This window comes from Mesobacillus boroniphilus (assembly GCF_018424685.1).
GTDB lineage: Bacteria > Bacillota > Bacilli > Bacillales > Cytobacillaceae > Mesobacillus > Mesobacillus boroniphilus_A.
Genome location: NZ_QTKX01000002.1, coordinates 615,945 through 637,339 on the forward strand (window position 1 = coordinate 615,945; position 21,395 = coordinate 637,339).

23 protein-coding genes, 1 other RNA gene and 1 other annotated feature are annotated in these 21,395 nt (G+C 45.4%); of the genes, 18 read left to right on the forward strand and 6 right to left on the reverse strand.

From position 1 onward, the window contains the following. The first annotated feature begins 132 nt into the window (after window positions 1-132). The 8 genes from DYI25_RS15810 (at window position 133) to DYI25_RS15845 (ending at window position 7,231) form a co-directional block, all read left to right on the forward strand. Window positions 133-882 carry a polysaccharide deacetylase family protein gene (locus DYI25_RS15810; protein WP_213370610.1) on the forward strand — a complete coding sequence of 250 codons (750 nt, stop codon included), beginning with the start codon at window positions 133-135 and terminating at the stop codon, window positions 880-882. Between the two features lie 109 nt (window positions 883-991). Then, window positions 992-1,225, forward strand: coding sequence for a preprotein translocase subunit SecG (secG, locus tag DYI25_RS15815; protein WP_102264285.1), 234 nt, complete (start codon window positions 992-994; stop codon window positions 1,223-1,225). A gap of 171 nt (window positions 1,226-1,396) precedes the next feature. Continuing rightward, the gene (locus DYI25_RS15820) at window positions 1,397-2,143 is read left to right on the forward strand and encodes an alpha/beta hydrolase (protein ID WP_213370612.1); all 747 of its coding nucleotides are present in this window, start codon (window positions 1,397-1,399) and stop codon (window positions 2,141-2,143) included. A gap of 86 nt (window positions 2,144-2,229) precedes the next feature. After that, entirely contained in the window at window positions 2,230-4,605 is a 2,376-nt protein-coding gene (rnr, locus tag DYI25_RS15825) for a ribonuclease R (protein WP_213370614.1), read from the forward strand. A gap of 305 nt (window positions 4,606-4,910) precedes the next feature. Then, window positions 4,911-5,378, forward strand: a complete 468-nt coding sequence (gene smpB, locus DYI25_RS15830) for an SsrA-binding protein SmpB (protein ID WP_102264282.1) — start codon at window positions 4,911-4,913, stop codon at window positions 5,376-5,378. A 149-nt stretch (window positions 5,379-5,527) separates the two neighbouring features. Further along, window positions 5,528-5,886: a transfer-messenger RNA gene (ssrA, locus tag DYI25_RS15835) on the forward strand. Window positions 5,887-6,072: 186 nt separating this feature from the next. Beyond that, window positions 6,073-6,510 (forward strand): GNAT family N-acetyltransferase, encoded by a 438-nt coding sequence (locus DYI25_RS15840; protein ID WP_213370616.1) that lies wholly within the window; start codon window positions 6,073-6,075, stop codon window positions 6,508-6,510. 208 nt (window positions 6,511-6,718) lie between these two features. Further along, window positions 6,719-7,231 (forward strand): hypothetical protein, encoded by a 513-nt coding sequence (locus DYI25_RS15845; protein ID WP_213371306.1) that lies wholly within the window; start codon window positions 6,719-6,721, stop codon window positions 7,229-7,231. A gap of 93 nt (window positions 7,232-7,324) precedes the next feature. On the opposite strand, the gene DYI25_RS15850 is transcribed toward DYI25_RS15845, so the two are convergent. Beyond that, on the reverse strand, window positions 7,325-8,059 hold the full coding sequence (locus DYI25_RS15850) for a TIGR02206 family membrane protein (protein ID WP_213370618.1): 735 nt from the start codon (window positions 8,057-8,059) through the stop codon (window positions 7,325-7,327). A gap of 132 nt (window positions 8,060-8,191) precedes the next feature. On the opposite strand from DYI25_RS15850, the gene DYI25_RS15855 reads away from it, so the two are divergent. Further along, window positions 8,192-8,626: a DUF2935 domain-containing protein gene (locus DYI25_RS15855; protein WP_213370620.1), complete on the forward strand. Its 435-nt coding sequence runs from the start codon at window positions 8,192-8,194 to the stop codon at window positions 8,624-8,626. A 113-nt stretch (window positions 8,627-8,739) separates the two neighbouring features. Continuing rightward, window positions 8,740-9,303: an FAD-dependent oxidoreductase gene (locus tag DYI25_RS15860; protein WP_213370622.1), complete on the forward strand. Its 564-nt coding sequence runs from the start codon at window positions 8,740-8,742 to the stop codon at window positions 9,301-9,303. 107 nt (window positions 9,304-9,410) lie between these two features. Here DYI25_RS15860 and DYI25_RS15865 read toward each other — a convergent pair whose 3' ends face one another. Beyond that, window positions 9,411-9,677, reverse strand: a complete 267-nt coding sequence (locus tag DYI25_RS15865) for a DUF2188 domain-containing protein (RefSeq protein WP_213370624.1) — start codon at window positions 9,675-9,677, stop codon at window positions 9,411-9,413. A gap of 91 nt (window positions 9,678-9,768) precedes the next feature. Further along, on the reverse strand, window positions 9,769-10,320 hold the full coding sequence (locus DYI25_RS15870) for a DUF6944 family repetitive protein (RefSeq protein WP_213370626.1): 552 nt from the start codon (window positions 10,318-10,320) through the stop codon (window positions 9,769-9,771). Between the two features lie 184 nt (window positions 10,321-10,504). Between DYI25_RS15870 and DYI25_RS15875 the strand changes: the two genes are divergently transcribed. The 3 genes from DYI25_RS15875 to DYI25_RS15885 all read left to right on the forward strand — a co-directional run bounded on the left by DYI25_RS15875 (window position 10,505) and on the right by DYI25_RS15885 (window position 11,918). Continuing rightward, window positions 10,505-10,933 (forward strand): cell wall hydrolase, encoded by a 429-nt coding sequence (locus tag DYI25_RS15875; protein WP_213370628.1) that lies wholly within the window; start codon window positions 10,505-10,507, stop codon window positions 10,931-10,933. A 38-nt stretch (window positions 10,934-10,971) separates the two neighbouring features. Next, entirely contained in the window at window positions 10,972-11,115 is a 144-nt protein-coding gene (locus DYI25_RS15880) for a hypothetical protein (RefSeq protein WP_213370630.1), read from the forward strand. A gap of 260 nt (window positions 11,116-11,375) precedes the next feature. Next, window positions 11,376-11,918 (forward strand): GNAT family N-acetyltransferase, encoded by a 543-nt coding sequence (locus tag DYI25_RS15885; RefSeq protein WP_213370632.1) that lies wholly within the window; start codon window positions 11,376-11,378, stop codon window positions 11,916-11,918. Between the two features lie 50 nt (window positions 11,919-11,968). Here the strand turns inward: DYI25_RS15885 and brnQ are convergent, their stop codons facing one another. After that, on the reverse strand, window positions 11,969-13,300 hold the full coding sequence (gene brnQ / locus DYI25_RS15890) for a branched-chain amino acid transport system II carrier protein (RefSeq protein WP_213370634.1): 1,332 nt from the start codon (window positions 13,298-13,300) through the stop codon (window positions 11,969-11,971). Window positions 13,301-13,396: 96 nt separating this feature from the next. Then, window positions 13,397-13,640, reverse strand: a binding site (T-box leader). Window positions 13,641-13,800: 160 nt separating this feature from the next. Here brnQ and DYI25_RS15895 point away from each other — a divergent pair. From DYI25_RS15895 to DYI25_RS15905, 3 genes are all read left to right on the forward strand, one after another. After that, window positions 13,801-14,697 (forward strand): selenium metabolism-associated LysR family transcriptional regulator, encoded by an 897-nt coding sequence (locus DYI25_RS15895; RefSeq protein ID WP_213370636.1) that lies wholly within the window; start codon window positions 13,801-13,803, stop codon window positions 14,695-14,697. 69 nt (window positions 14,698-14,766) lie between these two features. Then, complete coding sequence (locus DYI25_RS15900; protein WP_213370638.1) at window positions 14,767-15,039, forward strand: ubiquitin-like small modifier protein 1; 273 nt, start codon at window positions 14,767-14,769, stop codon at window positions 15,037-15,039. Window position 15,040: 1 nt separating this feature from the next. Next, window positions 15,041-15,313 carry a hypothetical protein gene (locus DYI25_RS15905; RefSeq protein ID WP_213370640.1) on the forward strand — a complete coding sequence of 91 codons (273 nt, stop codon included), beginning with the start codon at window positions 15,041-15,043 and terminating at the stop codon, window positions 15,311-15,313. A 349-nt stretch (window positions 15,314-15,662) separates the two neighbouring features. Here the strand turns inward: DYI25_RS15905 and DYI25_RS15910 are convergent, their stop codons facing one another. Continuing rightward, window positions 15,663-17,504, reverse strand: a complete 1,842-nt coding sequence (locus DYI25_RS15910) for an aldehyde ferredoxin oxidoreductase family protein (RefSeq protein ID WP_213370642.1) — start codon at window positions 17,502-17,504, stop codon at window positions 15,663-15,665. A 146-nt stretch (window positions 17,505-17,650) separates the two neighbouring features. Here DYI25_RS15910 and DYI25_RS15915 point away from each other — a divergent pair, with 146 nt between their 5' ends. Then, on the forward strand, window positions 17,651-18,679 hold the full coding sequence (locus tag DYI25_RS15915; RefSeq protein WP_425374524.1) for a ThiF family adenylyltransferase: 1,029 nt from the start codon (window positions 17,651-17,653) through the stop codon (window positions 18,677-18,679). 104 nt (window positions 18,680-18,783) lie between these two features. Further along, window positions 18,784-20,097: an FAD-binding oxidoreductase gene (locus tag DYI25_RS15920; RefSeq protein ID WP_213371254.1), complete on the forward strand. Its 1,314-nt coding sequence runs from the start codon at window positions 18,784-18,786 to the stop codon at window positions 20,095-20,097. A 278-nt stretch (window positions 20,098-20,375) separates the two neighbouring features. Here DYI25_RS15920 and DYI25_RS15925 read toward each other — a convergent pair whose 3' ends face one another. Then, complete coding sequence (locus DYI25_RS15925; protein WP_213370644.1) at window positions 20,376-21,395, reverse strand: YeiH family protein; 1,020 nt, start codon at window positions 21,393-21,395, stop codon at window positions 20,376-20,378.

The window sequence follows — 21,395 nt, forward strand, 5'->3', positions numbered from 1 at the left end:
TGTCCGATAGTAAAAGTACTCTGACGGTTACTGGGTCAAAATTGGCCTCAAAAAACATCCTCTCCAAGAAATAAACTGGCTGACAAATCCTCACAATAGTAGTTAGAAACTAAAAGATTGGAGCGGATCCAAATGAAGAGAATCATCCTGGCTGCTGCCCTGATGATGGTTTTAACTATAAATACTGTCGAGCCAGCATCAGCCACACCTTCCTCAATCAAAAGAGCAAAATTCGAGAAGACTGGGCATGTTTATTGGGATATTCCTGTGGAGGAGAAGTTAGTTGCCTTCACATTTGATGATGGGCCGGATCCTGCCTATACTACGCAAATCCTTGATGCTTTAAAGAAATACAATGCTAAGGCTACTTTTTTTGTGATTGGTGAAGAAGCTGAAAAATACCCTGAAATCATTGAAAGACAGGCAGATGAAGGGCATGAGATCGGCAATCATACGTACCGCCATCGTTTCCGCGACGGCTACTCATCAGCCATGCTGAAAAAAGAACTCGAGAAAAATGCCGCTGTTATCAAAGGGATAACTGGTGTCACCCCAACCCTCTTTCGGCCAATCGCTGGTTATTATGACAAGGAAATCGTCGACACTGCCATAGAGGCTGACTACAATGTGATTCTCTGGTCATGGCATCAGGAGACAAGGGATTGGAGCAGGCCTGGAGCGGCAAAAATCACACAAAATGTTATCTCTGACACAAAGTCTGGAGATATCATTATTTTCCATGATGCAGGTGGAGACCGTTCGCAAACGGTAAAAGCGGTGGAAGACATTCTTAAAATCTTATATAAAAATGGATATCAATGTACGACAGTTTCTGATTTGCTATACAGATCTCACTCTATTCTCCCGGCTCCATTACGCTAACAGTTAGTTTTTTATGCATAAATTAGGAACTGTTCGGACAAGTATTGTTTCATTCCTGAAAATGTGATAAATTAAAAATACTGTTAACAGTTTTATCGGGAGGTACGTCATGCATACATTGTTAGTTGTTCTTTTAGTGATCGTCAGTATTGCTCTTATTGGAGTTGTTCTTCTTCAATCAGGAAAGAGTGCTGGTCTGTCCGGTGCGATTTCGGGCGGCGCTGAGCAATTGTTTGGCAAGCAGAAGGCAAGAGGCCTTGATCTTGTCCTGCACCGTGTCACGATCGTGTTGTCTGTTTTATTTTTTGTTTTGACTATTGCCGTTACTTATTTCGAACTATAATACACACAATGACCCGGCTTCATAGAGGCCGGGTTTTATTGTGTTTACTTAAGCAAAAAACTCACATATTTCTGGTGAATATGGGTATTTACATATTTAAAGGCTTTTAATTGAATGTTACAAGTATGTTTGTTAAAACTAAGGAAGATATCTGATAGAGGGAGTAGGAAAATGAGAAAGTTAGTACCAAGACCTTTTACATTTAAATCTGGAAAAAGAGCGGTATTGCTGCTGCATGGATTTACCGGTAATTCTGCGGATGTCAGGATGATGGGCCGATTTTTAGAAGGAAAAGGATATACATGCCATGCGCCTGTTTTTAAAGGACATGGTGTCCCGCCTGAAGAACTGATACATACTGGTCCTGAGGATTGGTGGCAGGATGCGCTTGATGGCTACGAATTCCTTAAAAACGAAGGCTATGAGGAGATTGCGGTAGCTGGTTTATCTCTGGGCGGTGTCCTTTCGCTGAAACTCGGATATACAAAGCCACTCAAGGGAATCGTGCCAATGTGCGCACCGATGCATCTTAAGACGGAAGAGTTGATGTACCGGGGTGTCCTTGAGTATGCACGCGAATATAAGAGGATGGAAGGCAAGCCTGAAGAGCAAATCGAGGCGGAAGTAAAGGAGCTCGAACAAAAATCGATGGCCACTCTGAAAGACCTCCAGGAACTCATCAAGGAAGTCCGAGGAAGCATCGACATGATTTATACCCCGACGTTTGTTGTCCAGGCGCGACATGATATCATCATTGACCCTGACAGTGCGAATATCATCCATGACAACATCGAGTCTGAACATAAAAAGCTGAAGTGGTATGAGGAATCAGGGCATGTCATCACTCTTGATAAAGAACGTGATCAGCTGCACGAAGATGTTTACGAGTTTCTTGAGTCATTAAATTGGAAAGAATAAAAACATATGAAAAATTTATTGTGTTGTTTTTTTGCACCATGAGCGACAATATTACGAAAATAGCCCAATAAAGGAGGGATTTATTAATGGATGAGAATATTAAAGGCCATATAGACAGGCTATTGCATTATATGAAGGATGAAGCTTACAAACCTCTTACAGTCCAGGAACTGGAAAGCGCCTTTGGGATCGAGGACTCCTCGACATTCAAGGATTTTGTAAAAGCGCTAGTGGTTATGGAGGAAAAGGGGCTAGTCGTTAGAACTCGAAGTGATAGGTACGGACTTCCTGAAAAAATGAATCTCGTACGCGGACGTTACAGTGCTCATGCCAAGGGGTTTGCATTTATTATCACCGAAGAACAGGGCATGGACGATATCTTCATTCCGCCGAATGAAACGAGCAATGCGATGAACGGTGACACAGTCCTTGTGCGAGTATCATCGGACAGCTCTGGGCAGCGCCGAGAAGGAACAGTTGTCCGCATTCTCGAAAGAGGTGTCTCGCAAATCGTTGGTACCTATACCGAAAGCAAGCATTTCGGTTTTGTGATTCCGGATGATAAAAAGTTTACAAGTGACATCTTTATTCCGAAAGAGGCAGGGATGGGTGCAGTCGAAGGGCATAAGGTCGTCGTAAAATTGACGAGCTATCCTGAAGGACGGAAAAGTGCTGAGGGTGAGGTTACCGCGATCCTCGGCCATAAAAATGACCCGGGCGTCGATATCCTGTCGGTCATCCACAAGCACGGATTGCCTATGGAGTTCCCGGATGAAGTTCTCAAGCAGGCGAATGAAGCGCCGGACCAGATCAATGAGAGTGAGATTGCGAACCGCCGTGACCTCCGTGATGAAGTCATCGTCACAATTGATGGCGCCGATGCAAAGGACCTTGACGATGCAGTCCAGGTCACAAGACTTGAAAACGGCAACTATAAGCTTGGTGTCCATATCGCCGATGTTACGTACTATGTAACCGAGGATTCTCCAATTGACCGTGAAGCAGAAGACCGTGCAACGAGTGTTTATTTGGTTGACCGGGTTATCCCAATGATTCCGCATCGCTTATCAAACGGTATTTGCTCGCTGAATCCGAAAGTCGACCGACTGACGCTGTCTTGTAATATGGAGATCACTCCAGATGGACAAGTCGTAGACCATGAAATCTACCAGAGTGTCATCAAGACGACAGAGCGAATGACGTATTTCGATGTGAACAGGATTCTCGTTGATCAAGACGAAGAAACGCGCTCACGTTACGAATCTCTTGTGCCAATGTTCGAGATGATGGAAGAGCTTGCCGCTATCCTTCGTAAAAAAAGGATGGAAAGAGGCGCCATCGATTTTGATTTTAAAGAATCAAAGGTACTGGTTGATGAAGAAGGTCACCCAACGGATGTCGTTTTGCGAGAGCGTTCAGTCGCTGAAAAGCTGATCGAGGAATTCATGCTGGCGGCGAACGAAACGGTCGCCGAGCATTTCCACTGGCTTGATGTGCCATTCATCTATCGTATTCACGAAGATCCAAAAGAGGATAAGCTGAGAAAATTCTTTGATTTCATTACAAACTTCGGATACCTTGTCAGAGGATCCGCAAACGGAGTGCACCCAAGAGCCCTGCAGGAAATCATCGAGGAAGTCCAGGGGAAGCCGGAGGAAATGGTGGTTTCAACTGTCATGCTCCGTTCGATGCAACAGGCGAAATACTATCCAGAAAGCCTTGGACACTTTGGTCTATCAACAGAGTTCTACACGCACTTCACATCACCAATTCGTCGTTATCCTGACTTGATTGTCCACCGCTTGATCAGGACCTACTTGATCGAAGGCAAGCTCGACCAGGCAACGAAGGAAAAATGGAATGCAATGCTGCCGGATATCGCCGAGCATTCATCCAATATGGAGCGCAGAGCTGTTGAAGCCGAACGTGAAACAGATGAGCTGAAGAAAGCCGAGTACATGGAAGATAAAGTTGGGACGGAATACGATGGAATCATCAGTTCCGTTACGAACTTTGGGATGTTTGTCGAGCTTCCTAACACAATTGAAGGCCTAGTACATGTCAGCTACATGACAGATGATTATTACCGCTATGATGAACGCCATCTAGCGATGATTGGCGAGCGAACAGGCAATGTCTTCAGAATCGGGGATGAAATCACCGTCCGCGTCATCAAAGTCAATAAAGATGAGCGCTCTATCGATTTCGAAATTGTCGGCATGAAAGGTACTCCAAGACGTGAACGCCCTGCGGCACCAAAGGTCTTCAAGACTGGCAGCAGCGAGAAGAAGCCGCGTCGCGGAAAAGAAGAGGAAGGCAAACGTGGCGGCCGAGGATCTGGCGGAAGAGGATCAGGAGGCGGCAGAGACGGCTCAGGCTCCGGTTCAAAACCAAAGAGCAAGAAGAAAAAGTTCTTTGAGAACGCCCCAGCCGCAAAACGCAAACCCAAAAAGAGAAAATAGGCAAACTGAAAAAGAGAGCTCCTGATGAAGGGGCTCTCTGTTGTCCTTTAATAAAAAAGTATACTTAGATTAGTGTCTAGCTCCAGCGCCTAGCCCCTCGAGCCGCTTCGGTCCGCCCAATGAAGTCAAAGAGCGACTTCACTGGTCGGCCCTCCGAGGCACACGATGTGCTAGACCCGCCAGCCACAGGACGTGGCGTTATCGGCGGGCAGCGCTTGTCGGGGCTGACCAAGGCGCTTGCGCTTTTCATTGTGACAGCGTTCGTTATTTGCTAAAATGTTAAACAATAGAAGGGGGAAGTTTTTATGCCAAAAGGTGAGGGAAAAGTCGTCGCACAAAATAAAAAAGCAAACCACGACTATTTCATCGAAGAAACTTATGAAGCCGGAGTAGTTCTTCAGGGAACAGAGATTAAATCAATCCGTAACGGACGCGTCCAGCTAAAGGATTCATACGCGAAAGTCCATAATGGTGAGTTATTCTTATATAACCTGCACATCAGCCCATATGAACAGGGAAACCGTTATAACCATGACCCGCTGCGGACAAGAAAGCTTTTGCTTCACAAACGCCAGATCAATCAGCTGATTGGTGAAACGAAGGAAGCAGGATATGCGCTGGTGCCATTGAAGATTTACCTAAAGAACGGATACGCGAAGGTTTTAATCGGTCTTGGTAAGGGTAAAAAGAACTATGACAAGCGTGAGACGCTAAAGAAGAAGGAAGCAGGCCGTGATATTGAGCGTGCATTCCGCGAACGCCAGAAAATGTAAGCTTGTCAGCTGAGGAAGAGTGTACCAGTTGAAAAAAGTACTCAGTGTGTTATAATAATAATTGTCACCAGTTAGTGACAGCATAACTTAATGCTCGGCTTACCGAGTTCTCCTAACGTCTGTATCATGGATACAGCAACCTTTTATATGGGGACGTTACGGATTCGACAGGGGTAGTTTGAGCTTAGGTGGCGAGTCGAGGGGATCGGCCTCGTAAAAACGTCAACGCCTATAACTGGCAAAGAAAACAACAACTTCGCTTTCGCAGCTTAATACTGCATAGCGGTTCGCCCCTCCATCGCCCATGTGGTAGGGTAGCGGACTCACTCTAAGTGGGCTACGCCGGATTCCACCGCCTGAGGATGAAGGAAGAGAACAACCAGGCTAGCTGGCCGGCCGCCTGTCGGTAGGCAAAAGGACCAGCGAATCGCCAATATGCCGACTACACTCGTAGAAGCTTAAGTGCCAATATCTTTGGACGTGGGTTCGACTCCCACCGTCTCCACCAATACATATGTTGGTGGATTTTTATTTTGTTTTGTGACGTAAAGCATAAAATTTCCGTTTGGAAACTTTATGCTTTATTTTTTTTGGTGATTTTTTTTGTGATATCAATTCTATGTACAAAGCCAAGCACCCATATCGGAGACTTTCTATATATTAGTACATATTAGTTTGAATTGAGGTCTTTTTAATGACGATCAGAAGAGCGACTCAAGCAGAGGCAAACTATATTGTTCAGCTTTCTGGGAAGGTGATGAAGGAGAGCTCGATGGGATACGCAGAAAACAGTGTTCAAAATGCTTATAACTTATTTATGCCCATCATCCAATCCGGGGGCTATTTTCTCATTGATGAAGAGAATCGCCGGCTGAAGGGATGGATATTGTTGGCTACAGAGTTGAATATGGTGAAGAATCAGGTCATTGGGAACCTTCTTAGTGTATATGTATTTCCAAAATACAGAAAATCAGGTATTGGCAAGGACCTAACAGCAGCGGCGATTCAAGAGTTTAAGGGACAGGGGATAAGGACGATCCAGCTTAATGTGTTCGAAGGGAACCCTTCCAGAATCCTCTGCGAAAACTTAGGTTTTAAACCGATTTCAACGGTAATGGAATTGGATATTTAACAACGATTCGGCAAGGATGTAATGGATTTACTTGATGTAATACGAACTTCATCTAGCACAATTCAATGACCTACAGTTTTGGCTCCACTTTAATCAGTCATGACTGTATGAACGCTGATTTAAAAAGAACCCCGGTCTCAATACTCACTGGGCCCAAACGAAAACAAAGGGTGGTGCATATAACATTAAGAAGAGGAGGTTCGTCAGTATGTATCCATATGTGAATTACAATCAACCAAATGACTATAGATTCGGCGCTGGTATCGGATGGTGGCCGTTTTTAGGTGGTTTAGCAGGTGGGTTTGCGGGTGGATTACTTGGTGGTGCATTTTCTTCACCACGTCCATTGCCACCGCGACCATACGGGTATCCTGAAGCTGGATTTCCAGGAGGTTCCTACCTTCCTCCTGCCGGTTATCCTGGAGCAAATATAGGAGGATATCCAGGCGCGGGTATAGGAGGATATCCAGGCGCGGGTATAGGAGGATATCCAGGCGCAGGTATAGGAGGATATCCAGGCGCAGGTATAGGAGGATATCCCGGTGCAGGTATAGGGGGATATCCGGGATCTGTCGGAGAGGGCTACCCAGCTTTAGGCGGAGCCGGATACCAGGATAATGCGTACCCATTTGTCGGCTATTCGGGATTAGACTCGGTAGGATCAGGAACAGGATATCCTCCAGGTGCCCGAACAGCTTATCCAAAATTTTATGGAGTATAAAAAGGTCCTTATGTAGGCCCGACAAGTTTTTCAAGCAGATAAAAATAAGGAGCTCAGAGAATATTTCTGGGCTCTTTTTTGCTTATAGCTTGTTTATTGTTGCGGCTTTTGTCTGTCCAGCCGCTTTGTAAGCCAGAACGGCAAATATAAAATAAAGAAGGTAACAAGCGTAATGGCTTCTAATGAAAGGATGTACCACGGCCATGGTCCGAGATAGTCAATCAGCGACGGATTGACGGGTTTTTCGGAGATGTACATATAGTTTCCTTCAATCAGGAAGTTGACGATAAATACGATGAGTGTATAGACGTTCAGCCAGAGAAACGCTTTCCAAATGGATTTCCCGGTCGGCCTGTATCCGGCTACAAATACCATGAACAGGTTGGCTACCACAGTTCCTCCATGGGAAACAAAGAAATGGATATAGCGGTAGTGTGGGAAGGTATACAGGCTGATGTCCGGCGTGATCATCGCCTGCAGCGCGCTGCCGACACCGACAAAATAGGTGAATTCAAACAATGCATATCTTTTGGTTAAAAGTAAAAGGGCTGAGAGGATGAGTGAGATACTGCTCAGATGAAGGGGCAGCGAATATTGGTAGCTCCAATGGCCGCTCCACCAAAGCCAAGCCTGCAGGCTAATTTCGGAAATGATCAGCACAAGAAATAATCCAACCCGTGCAATAACATTAATACGGGGATTTCTCAGCGGTTTACGAAGCGAGAATAGCAGGATTATCATCAGCAGGAATGCTGCAAGTGTATACTGATGAACACTAGAAAATAGCTGAAAGACAGCTTCTGTACCCGGCTCAAAGAGTTCCCTCATAAGCACTCCTCCAATCGCAATTTAGTTTTATTTTTCCAAATCACACTCCTACTTTAACATATTCTCAGCTAGCATATATATGGTTAGAAAAACATACATTTCATACGATTACATTTTTGAGGAGGGGAGAACATGCAGTTCTACTATGGCCAGCAGATGCCCTTGCGGATATTGGATGAAGCTGAGTTCTGGAAACATCAGGAGGAGGAACATACTGTTGTGATCAGGGAGTTAACGCCTGATCTGGAACAAAAATATGTAGATGCCCTGAAGCAATGGGAAAAGGTATTGGGGGAGACCCGCCATCAAGTTTTAAGATTCATCGAGACGGTGACGAGGTCGGCCAATTATATACCAGCCCAGCTTCATCAGCATGTATTGAAGCTGACCTCTTATTATTTGCAGGAAAGTCTCGAGTTCATTAAATTGTGCGAGCAAATTAAAAATGAAAGTGAAGCGGTGAAAAACAACCCAACCGCCAAAGTGGTACTGGACCATATCATCCGGGAATCAGAATACTTTGTCGGGATTGCACAGGCGCTCTTGTATCAGCAGACAACTCAATAATAAAATCAAAATAAGCCATGTTATTGAGACTGAAATCCTAGTTTTAAAATATTCGCTTATAGAAAGAAATCTGTTATGATTATATTGAAAAAAAGAAAAGGAGGAATTTTCCTATGTATGATGTAGCAATTATCGGAGCAGGCCCCGCAGGTGGAAGCGCAGCAATTTTCACAGCAAAGGCTGGCAAAAAAACAATCGTGCTGGATAACAATAAAAGCGTAACGAAGCGTGCCTGGATGGAGAACCACTACGGCGCTCCTGAAATCGCAGGACCTGACTTAGTTGAAACTGGCATCAATCAAGCCAAAAAACACGGTGCTGAAGTTGTTGAAACAACAGTGACTTCTGTCAGTAAAACAGACAACGGCCTTAAAGTCGTAACGGAAAACGGCGAGTATGAAGCAAAGCATGTCATCATCGCGTCAGGCATGATGACTGATGTAGCGGAAGCATCAGCTCTTGCAACAAAAGATGGCACAGAGCCAAGAATCAAGACGATTTTCGATGTCGATGCTGCCGGTAAAACAAATGTTGAAGGCGTTTGGGCTGCAGGCACTTGCGCTGGCGTAAGCATGCACACAATCATCACAGCTGGAGACGGTGCGAAGGTTGCAATCAACGTCATCAGTGAGCTGAACGGCGAGCGTTATGTAGACCACGATGTGTTAAAAGCTTAACTGTAAAAGCCTTGCAGTAATCTGCAAGGCTTCGCTTATTTTAATAGATTGCCAGAGACATTTGCCATTTGGTTAAAGTGATACTCTGCTAAAAATGTCCGTGATTCTTAGTTGTTATATTTAAACTGGTCCTTGATCTTCCCATCCTCGTCGTGGATGTAAGCCATCGTTCCGGCTTCCTCTGCCATTCGCTTAGCTTCGCTCACAGCCTCGGATCTTGAGTCAGTAGTAAGTTCCGGGTCATTCTGTCCTTCTTTTTTAACAGCCCAGCCTTCTTCATCATGGGGAACAGCGTGGAATCTAGTATCACCCGTTCCAGCGCGGTCCTTGAAATAATCTTCACGTTCCATTCTGTTGTCATTATTCTTTGCCATGTAAATTACCTCCTCGATTGCTGGATTACCTATTAAAGGTATTATGAATTTACCCGAGCTAATCTGAAGGAAACAAGAATATTTCTGCTTTTTAACCAGTTTCATCCAAATGATCTCTGGTGGAACCCAACGCCTGGATAACGGATCCAGCTGCCTGGATCCAGCTTCCTGCGGTATTGATATTATCGCCGTCCCGACCCCGAAGCTCAATGATGCCTGCGATTGCTTGCATGGAATTCCCGATAATTTGAAGCAGGTTTCCATATATATTGTAGAGGGATTCAGCTGACCGTTTCTCTCCTAAAGTGTCTGTGAGGGCAGCACTGCCTCCGAGAGCCTGCATTAAATTTCCTCTGATATCGAGTTCCTGTCCCGTGACATCTTCCACAGGAAGAATAATGCCAGCGATTACAGTAAGGTTCCCTGCTGCCTGGATTTGGTTTCCTATTTTCTCCATTGTAATAAGGACTTCACTATCTGCAATCAGTGCATTTCCTAAAGCCTGAAGCTCGTTCCCCCACAGATTAAAGCTGGTCAACTGGCTTTCGGTAAAATTCTTCAAGGGGGTGCTTCCGATTGCCGCGAGAGTGGTTCCGGATGCCTGAATCCATGCGCCAAACAGTTCCTTACGCTCATTTTCCATGGTAATCTCCACCTTTGACCTGCTACCATCTTATACAGGCAAAAGGGGATTTGTTATACAAAAGAACAAGAAATCTGTATAGCCCAAGCTTTTGAAAAATAGGATTAGAAGTGAAGGAGTGTAGCCCGAGAAACAGGTGGGTTATCCCCCTATGTACTGAGAATCCGATGGTGGAGGTTTTGCCATGGCAGTAGTAAAGCATACGGAGGCTGATGTCGATCTGTTGGCGCGATTGTTAAGAGCGGAGGCTGAAGGTGAAGGGCAGCAGGGCATGCTGATGGTGGGAAACGTAGGGATCAACCGGATACGTGCAAACTGTTCAGATTTTAAGGGCTTAAGGACTGTGCCACAGATGATTTATCAGGAACATGCTTTTGAAGCAACACAAAAGGGTTATTTTTATCAGCGGGCAAGAGAGACCGAGAAGAGACTCGCAAGGCGTGCGCTTAAAGGGGAGAGGCTGTGGCCGGCAAAGTTTAGCCTATGGTATTTCCGTCCGCCAGGGGATTGTCCACCGACATGGTACAATCAGCCACATGTCGGCCGATTTAAGCTTCACTGTTTTTATGAACCAACAGGTGAAGAGTGTGCGAATATTTATAACACCTTTTAAATAGCCGGACTGCCTGGGTTATACCTGGCAGTTTTTTTGTGTTCCTATTGAACGGGCAGGAGCAGATTGTTGCAAACCTCCCTAAGCTAAGAAATGATTTGACTGGAATAAGTGCCGGACAGCAGCAGTTGTTAGCCGGATTTGGCACCCAGTTGAATCAGCTCACAGACGTAAGAGTATAGGCAAGGCAGATTTCGAATGAATCATAGTTTTGAAAATAGAACACACATGAAAAGAGGCATATCATAATGGCTGCCTTTCTCTACTGTTAGCACCCATCCACTCCGCATTGATAAACTTTCAGGGAAATTTTTATTGCCTAAAATCCACGGAAACCATAAGATGGAAATATCAAACTTAAAGGGGATAGAATATTGCGTATATATAACTTGTTTTTTTCAGATGAAGAGGTGAAATTAATACTAGAATAGGAGAAAAAATAATGAAAACGAATCTTTTTCGCGGACAAACACTAAAGCTTACAGCTAAAAGGGAAGGGGATACAGATATCATCGCTTCCTGGGATGAGGACCCGGAGTACCTGAGAAATGTTGACACAGAAATTGCGATACCTCGGCCGGTGGAGCATTTTGAAGGTGAGGGGGATCCTAGTTCGAACAGCTTTTACTTCCGCTTACGTACTATTGAGGATGACAGGCTGATTGGATTTATCGTTATCCACAGCATCGAATGGAATAATAGGGCAGGAATGCTTGCAATGGGCATCGGAAACTCCAATGATCGAGGTAAAGGATTCGGGTCCGAAGCATTGCAGCTCATCCTTCGCTATGCCTTCCAGGAGCTGAACCTGCACCGCGTCGGCCTGGATGTCATCGAATATAATGAGCAGGGGATACGTGCATATCAAAAAGCCGGCTTTCAAATCGAGGGCAGGATCAGACAAGCAGTTCATCGTGATGGCAAAATTTACGACCGAATCAATATGGGAATCCTAAGGTCGGAGTGGGAAGAAATGAATAGCTAAAAAAAAAGGACCGGGCACCTCATGCCCGGTCCTTTCATTCTATCTGGTTTTTACTCTGAAGCCGTCTTTAACTCTTTAGATGGTACCAGCCTGTCAAAAGCCCAACCGGCAAGTGCGCCAACTAGCGCAGGCAGAAGCCAGCCCAGTCCCTCCGCATAAAGCGGCAATGATTTTAGAAGGGATGCGAGTCCTTCTGATTCAACTCCGAATGTCTTCAAACCATCAACTACGCTAACAAGTGTGGTTGCAAACACCGCCCCGACATAGACTCCGCGTGCTCCCTTGAAGAAGCGGTCCAGGAAGGATAGGATGACTAGCACGATTGTAATCGGATAAAGAACGATCAATACGGGTACCGAAATTGAAATGATCTGGTTAAGACCAAGATTGGCGATCAATAAGCTGACCAATGTTACAACGAGTGTGTAAGTCTTATAAGAAACCTTTGGCATCATCTTGGCGAAAAATTGGCTTGTAGCTGCTACAAGGCCAACTGCCGTTGTGAAGCAGGCAAGCGTTACGATCAGGCCGAGCAACAGCATGCCAGGTGCCCCGAACATCAGCTTTGCCAATTCTGTTAAAATCGTACCGCCATTTTCGTATTCACCAACCGAAGCCATTTTAGCTCCAAGAAGGCCGACGGTTACATAGACAAAAGCTAATCCGATGCCAGCGATTATGCCAGCTTTCAATGTTTCCCTTACAACCTGCTTGCGTTCCAGCGCTTTTTTCTGCTGGATAGCCCCAACAACAATGATTCCGAAGGCCAAAGCAGCAATTGTATCCATTGTCAGGTACCCTTCAAGGAAACCAGTAGCAAATGGCGCTGCTGCGTATTTTTCAGATACCGCTCCAAACGATCCATCCAATTTTAAAAAGCTGCTAATCACGAGCAGAACGATTGCAGCAAGCAAAACAGGCGTCAAAACGCTGCCGATCCTTTCGACCATTTTTGAAGGATTTAATGTAACCCAGAAAACGAGTGTGAAAAAGACTAACGTAAATACTAAAAGTACTAGGGAATTCGTACCAGATTCCCCAAGGAAGGGCTTAACGGACATTTCAAAAGCGACATTAGCGCTTCTTGGAATTCCAAAGAAAGGCCCGATTGAAAGATAAACAGCAGCGCTGAAAACAATGGCAAAAACAGGATGAACCTTTGAGCCGATTTCTTTTATCCCATCCTTAGCCATGGAAATGACAACAACAGTCAATAATGGGAGTCCAACTCCCGTTACAACAAAACCTAGCATGGCTGGCCAAAAATTCACTCCAGCTTCCTGTCCTAAAAACGGCGGGAAAATCAGATTCCCTGCTCCAAAGAATAATGCAAATAACATCAGACCGATTGTGAGTGTTTCTTTACCCCTTAAGCTTCCCATTCTTTTTCTCCTCCTAATATAATGTTCTGGCACTGAGAGTATAGGAATTCCGGAACGGAATGTTATAAAATGAAAAACAAAAAACTCGCCCCTGAAAATAGGGACGAGTTGCGCTCGCGTTACCACCCTGATTCCGCACAAACATGCGGCTCTCATCAACGTACCATCATACGTGTTCCATTTAACGGCGGACAAGCCGGCAAAAGCTTACTACATCTAGGATTCAGCTTTGCATCTCAGAGATGATGTTCCTCTATAATCTGAACACCGGCTTGCAGCAAATCACCGGCTCTCTGGGGATCAGTTTCCATAAAGGACGTGTTCTCGTCATCGATTTTATTATTGTAAAATATATTTACAAGAACTATATTAATATTCAGATAATAATATGTCAATACTATTTTGAAAGTAAAATTTTGCATCGTTAAATATCTTGCCTATAATGGGCCATTCCATATTAAAATGAATATATAGAAGTCGGAAATAGAAGATGGAGTAAAATGATGAATCTAAAAAAGCTAGAGGCATTCATAATGGTTGTCGAAAAGAATAGTTTTTCCGAAGCAGCGGCCGCGCTCAAAAGCTCACAGCCTTCTGTCAGCCTGAAAATCAAAAGCCTTGAGGGTGAGATAGGATTTGAACTGCTTGACAGGGGAGCGGCAGGAATCAGGCCGACGCCAGCAGGAATGCTGGTTTATGCAGCGGCAAAGGATATTGCCAGCCGGTGGAGAACGCTTGAGGGAGAACTTGGCGAATTCCAGGGAACCTTAACAGGCACACTGACAATTGGGGCGAGTACAATACCTGGAACCTATTTACTTCCCGGCTGGGTTAAAAAGTTTCGCAGCCTTTTTCCAAAGGTGGATGTCAAAATCGAAATTGGTGATTCGAAAAAGATACTTGAAAAACTGCAGAACCACCAGATTGATGCTGCGATCATCGGGATGAAGATCGAATCCCGCTTGTTAAAAAGCAATCCGGTTGCCGTGGATTCCCTGGTGTTAGTTACGCCAGAAGATCATCCATTAGTCCATACGGCATCAGCAGATTTTTCGCAATTTCAACAATATGATTTCGTCCTCCGTGAGGAAGGGTCTGGCACGCGTAAAATGATGGAGCGTTACTTAGCCGAAAAGGGTCTATCGTTTGATGATTTGAAGGTTGCTGTTTCCATTGGAAGCACGGAGTCTGTCATAGCTGCCGTTGAAGCGGGGCTGGGAATTAGCTTTATTTCCAGGCTGGCAGCTATGCCTGCAGAAGGAGCCGGACGCATAAAAATCGTCGATACCTTTGAACCATACGAACGGGAGTTTTATATCGTGACCCATACAGATGATGAAAATCGGCCAATTATAAAGCAGTTTACTGAAATAGTCGATGCAGCCAGCCGACATTGAAGAAGAAAGAGCTAATGACATTTTTCATTTTTCAATTTATTATTAAATTAGGAGAAAGGGGCGTTTGGGATGCAGGTTAAGGTATTTGCTAACCTTAGGGAGATTTGCGGAGGCGTAACCGTCGAAGTGAAGCCTGATGGAGACCGGGTAATGGATGTACTTGATAAAATGTGCGAAATGTTCCCGGATTTACACGAAGAAATTTATACAGAAGAGAAGACGCTCAAGCCATTTGTACATGTATATATCAATGGCCGTAACATCGTCCATGACAATGAACTTGAAACGCATGTAAAAGAAAGCGACCAGTTCGCGCTATTTCCTCCGGTTGCCGGTGGCTGATATGGTTGAGAGAATACTAGAATTTCGCGGAATCAACAGGGAGCATCTTGGCATGTACTTTGAAGAACTGGGCGGCACGCTGGTGACCGATTCCTTCCCGTTTGTGTATGAAGCAGAGAACTGGAGAGCGGAAATTTTAAGCGAGGATGAGCTTGCTTTTACGAAAACGTTCATCGTCAATGCCGTACATATCCGCTTTGAGGCGGCAAGCCTGGAAGAGCTCGAGCAGCTGATTAAAAATTACCGTTATAAAACAACCCGGGTTGGCGGGTAGCAGGTTTCGGCATATGATTGCCGGAACCTTTTTTATTTTTGCTATCTGAAACTATTATTTTCCGGTTGAAATCGGGGATTATGGCACTGCATATGGCTTTTTTAACGATTATTAGGAAAAAAAGAAGGGAATTCACACCTGAAACGAGTTCACTTTTAAATATATCGACCACATTTTGAATTTTATTGGCGAATTTTGAATTATATCGACCACATTTTAAATTTTATTGGCGAATTTTAAAATAATTCGACCACATTTTCAATTATTTCGACCAAGTTGCTCCATCCGCTTATTCAAGTCTTTCAATATAAAAAAACCAGGCAAAAATCGCCTGGTTTCTTTGAAAATATTAAACTTCTTCTGTAGCTGGAGATGTTTCTTCGCCAATGATGCCCAGTTCGCGAAGTTTTTCTTCTGTAACAACGCCGTCTTTCCAGCCGCGGACATTGTAGTAATCATCAAGCATGATGTCCATGCGGGAAACAAGTCCTTCACTGTTGCCTGAAGCGCCTTCTTCAGTGAAGCGTTTTGGCAGGAAGTCGTCCTCACGCTTGTTGAAGCCAGCGAGGTTATTGTAATAACGCTCAAGGTTATAGATTCTTTCTCCTGCAAGCATGACATCATCAGCTGTCATCGGAATGCCAGTCATTGTGCTGTATTGCTCAGCATAGTGCTCTGCATTTTCAGAGAAAGAAGAGAACTTACAGATATTCATAGAGTCAGAGAATGAAAGCAGGTTCTGGAATACATTCAGAAGCTCAGCTTTGCCTTCTGCTACTGTACGGTCAGTTGGTTCAGGAATGCCGGCGATTTCAGATGCGATTGTGTAGCCGCGAAGGTGGCAGGCACCACGGTTACTAGTCGCATAGCCAAGGCCGATACCCTGGATACCGCGTGGATCATAAGCTGGGATAGACTGGCCTTTAACTGACATCGACAGTTCAGGAACACCCCATGCAGCTGTCGCGCGTGCAGGACCTTCAGCAAGGATGCCGCCGAAGCCTTCACGGAACGCGATTTTGCGAGCAATTTCAATCATGCCGTCAGCGTCGCCCCAATCAAGCTTCTCTTCAACGATGCCTTTTTCATAGGCTTCCATTGTGACAGAGATAGCGTGGCCAAGCTCGATTGTATCCATACCGTATTCGTTACAGATGTCGATTAAGTATGCGATCGCTTCAGAGTCGCTCAATCCGCTGTTCGCACCAAGTGCCCATGCAGATTCAAACTCAAAGCTTTCTACGCGAGTCTTATATTTGCCTTCCTTGACTTCAACCTCAATCTTACAACCAACCGGGCAAGCGTGACATGTGTTGTTGGCAACAAGCAAATGCTCGTTAACCCACTCGCCGGAATGCTTTTCTGCTTCATCCCAGTGTGTCAATTGAGAGTTGCGAGTTGGAAGCGCTCCCACTTCATTGATCAAGTTAGTAAGGACGTTTGTTCCGTAAACGGATAATCCGCCTTTATTAGGAGCAGTCAGGCCGCCTTCAAGAATCGCTTTAACCGCTTTCTTGTTAGCCTGGTTGTAATCATCTTTCTGAGCAGGTTCAGGCATATTGCCTTTTTGCGCTGCCTTGATGACGATTGCCTTCAATTTCTTGAAGCCAGCAACCGCACCAGTACCACCGCGTCCAGCTGAACGGTCATGCTCGTTCATGAAACCAGCAAAACGTACGCCATTTTCACCAGCTTGCCCGATTGTCATAACGCTTAGGTTTTCTTCGCCATGAGCGTCTTTCATAGCCTGTACAGTCGCGCGAGTGCTCAATCCCCATAATTCAGAAGCATCGCGGATTTCAGCCTGGCCATCTTCAATGTATAGGTAAACCGGCTTGTCACTCTTGCCTTTGAAAATAACGTTGTCGATGCCAGCCCATTTCAAACGAGCAGCAGTCCATCCACCCATGTGTGAGTCAGTAACCGTACCAGTCAATGGCGACTTCGTAACGACTGCAAGACGTCCGCTCATCGAAGAACGTGAACCTGTAACAGGCCCTGTCATGATACACAGGATGTTTTCCTCTGACAAAGGCTCTACTTCAGGCCCGTTGTCAAGAACATACTTAACTCCAAGACCGCGGCCGCCAACATACTTTTTCACGTCGTCTTCATTGATGCCTCTGTAATCGACCGTACCGTTTGACAAATCAACTACGACTTCTTTGTTTTTAAATCCCCCAAAATTCATCTTAACTAATCCACCTCTTTCATTTAGTATGGATAAATAATAATACAAGAGGCCTATTTTCCTCTTAATCTTAAGTATAGTGAAAATTCAGCCTAAAAAAAAGATTTATTTAAAGATATAATCTAAATAGAAGTGAGGGGATTTGCATGAAAGAAATGGAGCGTTATTCACGACAGATTTTATTCCAGCCAATTGGAAGCGAAGGTCAGGAGAAACTTTTAAAAAGTTCTGCAGTCATTGTCGGCATGGGCGCGCTTGGAACGGTGATTTCCAATCATTTGGTCCGTTCAGGTGTCGGGCATGTGCGGATTATTGACCGTGACCTGGTGGAGCTTTCCAACCTCCAGCGCCAGACTCTCTATGATGAAGATGACGCGCGTGAGAATCTGCCGAAGGTCATCGCCGCTGAAAAAAAACTGAAAAAAATCAATTCCGAGGTAAAAGTAGAGCCAATCATCGCTGATTTGACGCTCGACAATGCAGAGGACCTGCTTGCAGGCTTTGATGTGATCGTCGATGGAACCGATAACTTCATGGCCCGTTATCTCATAAATGATGTGGCCGTCAAACATGGCATTCCGTGGGTGTACGGCGGCGCTGTCAGTTCACGTGGGATGTTCGCAGCCATCAAACCGGGGGAGACCCCTTGCTATAGGTGCTTGTTCCCATCCGTTCCTGCTGGACTGGGAGAGACATGCGACAGCATTGGAGTCTTGTCGCCCATCACTGATATCATTGGATCCTTTGAAGCAGTCGAGGCGATTAAGCTGCTCGTTGGGGCAGAGTCGAACCCAAATCTTGAACAGATGGATATCTGGTATAACTCCACCTTACAAATGGACGTCAGCAAGGGGCGCAATCCTGAATGCCCGGCATGTGTCCACCACAACTACGAATTTTTAGACCGGTCTTCCGACCAGCAAATAAACTTTGCATCCTTATGCGGGCGCAACACGATCCAGATCAACCCGAGGCAAAAAACAAAGCAGGATCTGGAAAAGCTCGCTGGCCGACTGAAAAATAATGGCGAGGTCAAAGGCAATCCATTTTTGCTACGCTTCATGCCGGATGATGAAATAACGATGGTTATTTTCCAGGATGGGAGAGTGCTTGTACACGGCACGAATGATACGGTAAAAGCAAAATCGTATTATGCGAGATACCTGGGTTCATAAGAGGAAAATACTAATTTGCTAGATGATTTTTTAAAAAAGGGGAGATTGACTTGGCAGGCTATATTGATGAGTTGAAGAGAGTCATAGGTGAGGAACTTGTAACTATGAATGAGACAATATTGGAGCTTCACGGACGGGATGAATCTTATCACGAACCACGCCTGCCGGATGTCGTTGTATTCCCGCGGAATAAAGAGGATGTCAGCAAGGTGCTCAAATTTGCGAACGAGCGGAAGATTCCAGTTGTCCCATTCGGATTGGGAACAAGTCTTGAAGGGCATGTCATCCCAGTGAATGGCGGGATTTCTCTCGACCTTTCACAGATGAATGCCATAATCGAAGTGAAGGAAAGTGACTTTCTTGTCAAAGTCCAGCCCGGCGTCACGAGGTCGGTCCTGAACAAGGAACTAAAGAAATACGGCTTGTTTTTTACAGTCGATCCTGGAGCCGATGCGACACTTGGCGGGATGGCGGCAACGAATGCGAGCGGAACGACCTCTGTCCGCTACGGCATCATGCGCGATCAGGTCAGGGACCTTGAGGTTGTGCTTGCGAACGGTGACATTATCCATACTGGCAGCTTAGCCGCGAAATCTTCATCAGGTATCCACTTGAACGGCATGTTTGTTGGCTCGGAAGGAACACTTGGTGTCATAACAGAGCTCACCCTGAAAGTATATGGAATCCCAGAGGCGATTACCGCAGCACGGGCTGTTTTTCCTTCTGTAAAAAATGCCGTCGACGCCGTAGTTGGTATTTTAGCTGGCGGTATTCCCGTAGCCCGGATTGAGTTCGTCGATGCCGAGTCGGTGAAAAAAGTGAATGAATACATGGAAACAGATTACGAAGAAAGCACGACGCTGTTCATGGAATTCCACGGCAACGAAGCGGGACTGGCCCAGGATGTTGAGTTCGCCAGTGAAATATTGAAGGACCACGGGTGCTCGAACTTCCAATTCGAGGCAGACTCAAAAGCGCGCAACCAGCTTTGGGAAGCCAGGCATAATCTGCTTTACGCCTATAAACACACAGCCGGCAAGAAGAAAATCATGCTGACGGATGTCAGTGTCCCGGTTTCTGAATTGACCGGCGCGATTCTCCACACCCGTGAATTGATCGATGCTTCTTCGATCGAAGGCTCGATCGTCGGCCATGTCGGGGACGGAAACTACCATGTTTTGCTGCTGATGGATAATGAGAATCCTGAAGAGGTAAAAGAAGGTGAACAGATCAATGAAGAAATCGTCCACTACGCACTGAAGCGAGGCGGCACCTGTACCGGAGAACATGGAGTTGGTCTTGGAAAAGCGAAATACCAGCGACTTGAACATGGCGCTGCCTATGAAGTCATGAAATCCATTAAGAAGACCCTTGATCCCAATGGAATTTTGAATCCTGGGAAGATATTTATAGATTAATATGAATGGAAGCGGCGGCAATTGCCCCGCTTTTTGTCTTTCTCTACGAAATGAAGGATAATCTCTATGAAAAGGCTGTTTATCTCTACAAAATAGACGATAATCTCCACGAAAATCTACTTAATCTCTACGTTGTAAACGATAATCTCTACTTTTTCCAAAACAATGGAAAGGTTTAAATCATATTTATAGGCTTGATTGTTTTTCAAAAAAATACCAAAAAAAATAGACCATCACTAGATGGCCTATTTTTAGATAGGGGGCACATTTTACTGCAGTTAAACAAAAACCCGAACCAACAAATACCCAAACACCGATAGCAGTACCGAACCGGCAAGCCCTGCTGACAAAGCCTTTCCGCCCATCTGCCTGAATGATTTAAAGTCAACATTTAATCCCAGTCCTGCCATTGCCATGCCGATGAGCAAATAGGCAAAGCTGACTATTGAGGATGCTGCGCCTTCGCTGATCATTCCAGTCGTATTGAACGCACTCACTGCCAGGAATCCGAGGATGAACCACGGGATTGGCAGCGTGGATAAAGTCATTTTTTGACCAGCGTTACCGCTTTCCTTCCGTTGGATAAGCAAACCAATTAAAATCGCAACCGGAACAAGCAGCGCCACCCTGGTCAATTTTACGATAATGGCGAGGTCGAGTGCAGCCTGGCCGGCCGGGTCGGCAGCAGCGACGACATGTGCGATTTCATGCAGGGTGCCTCCCGCAAAAACACCATAGTCAAGTGCTTTCAAATCAAGATAAGAGAATATCAAGGTATAAAGTATCGTGAAAATCGTGCCGAGCACAGCAACATTGGCTGCACCCACAGCGGTTTCTTTTTCATTGGCCTTGATGACTGGCGCGATGGCGACAACTGCTGCCGCTCCGCAAATTGCTGTCCCACAGGCAGTCAGGATGCCAAGCCTTTTTTCGACCTTGAAAAGTCGGCTTAATCCATAGACAGCGATTAAGGCAAAGGTCAGATTCGCGAATGCAATTAAAAACACCGTTGATCCGGCATTGTAAATATCGTACAGATTCAGCCTGAATCCTAGCAAAATGATTCCGAGGCGGAGCAGCTTTTTGCTGGAATATGAGGCACCTTCCAACAGCCCGCTATTCACTCCGATAGACGCCCGCCACACCATTCCCAGCATGATGGCAATGACAAGCTGGCCCATGATCGAAAAGAAGGGCAGGCCAGCAATCAATCGAGCAGCCAGCGCCAGCGCCAGAGTAAGGGCAATACCCTTGATGACGGGCAAAGTAAAACGGGGCAAAAGTTCATTCATTTTCAT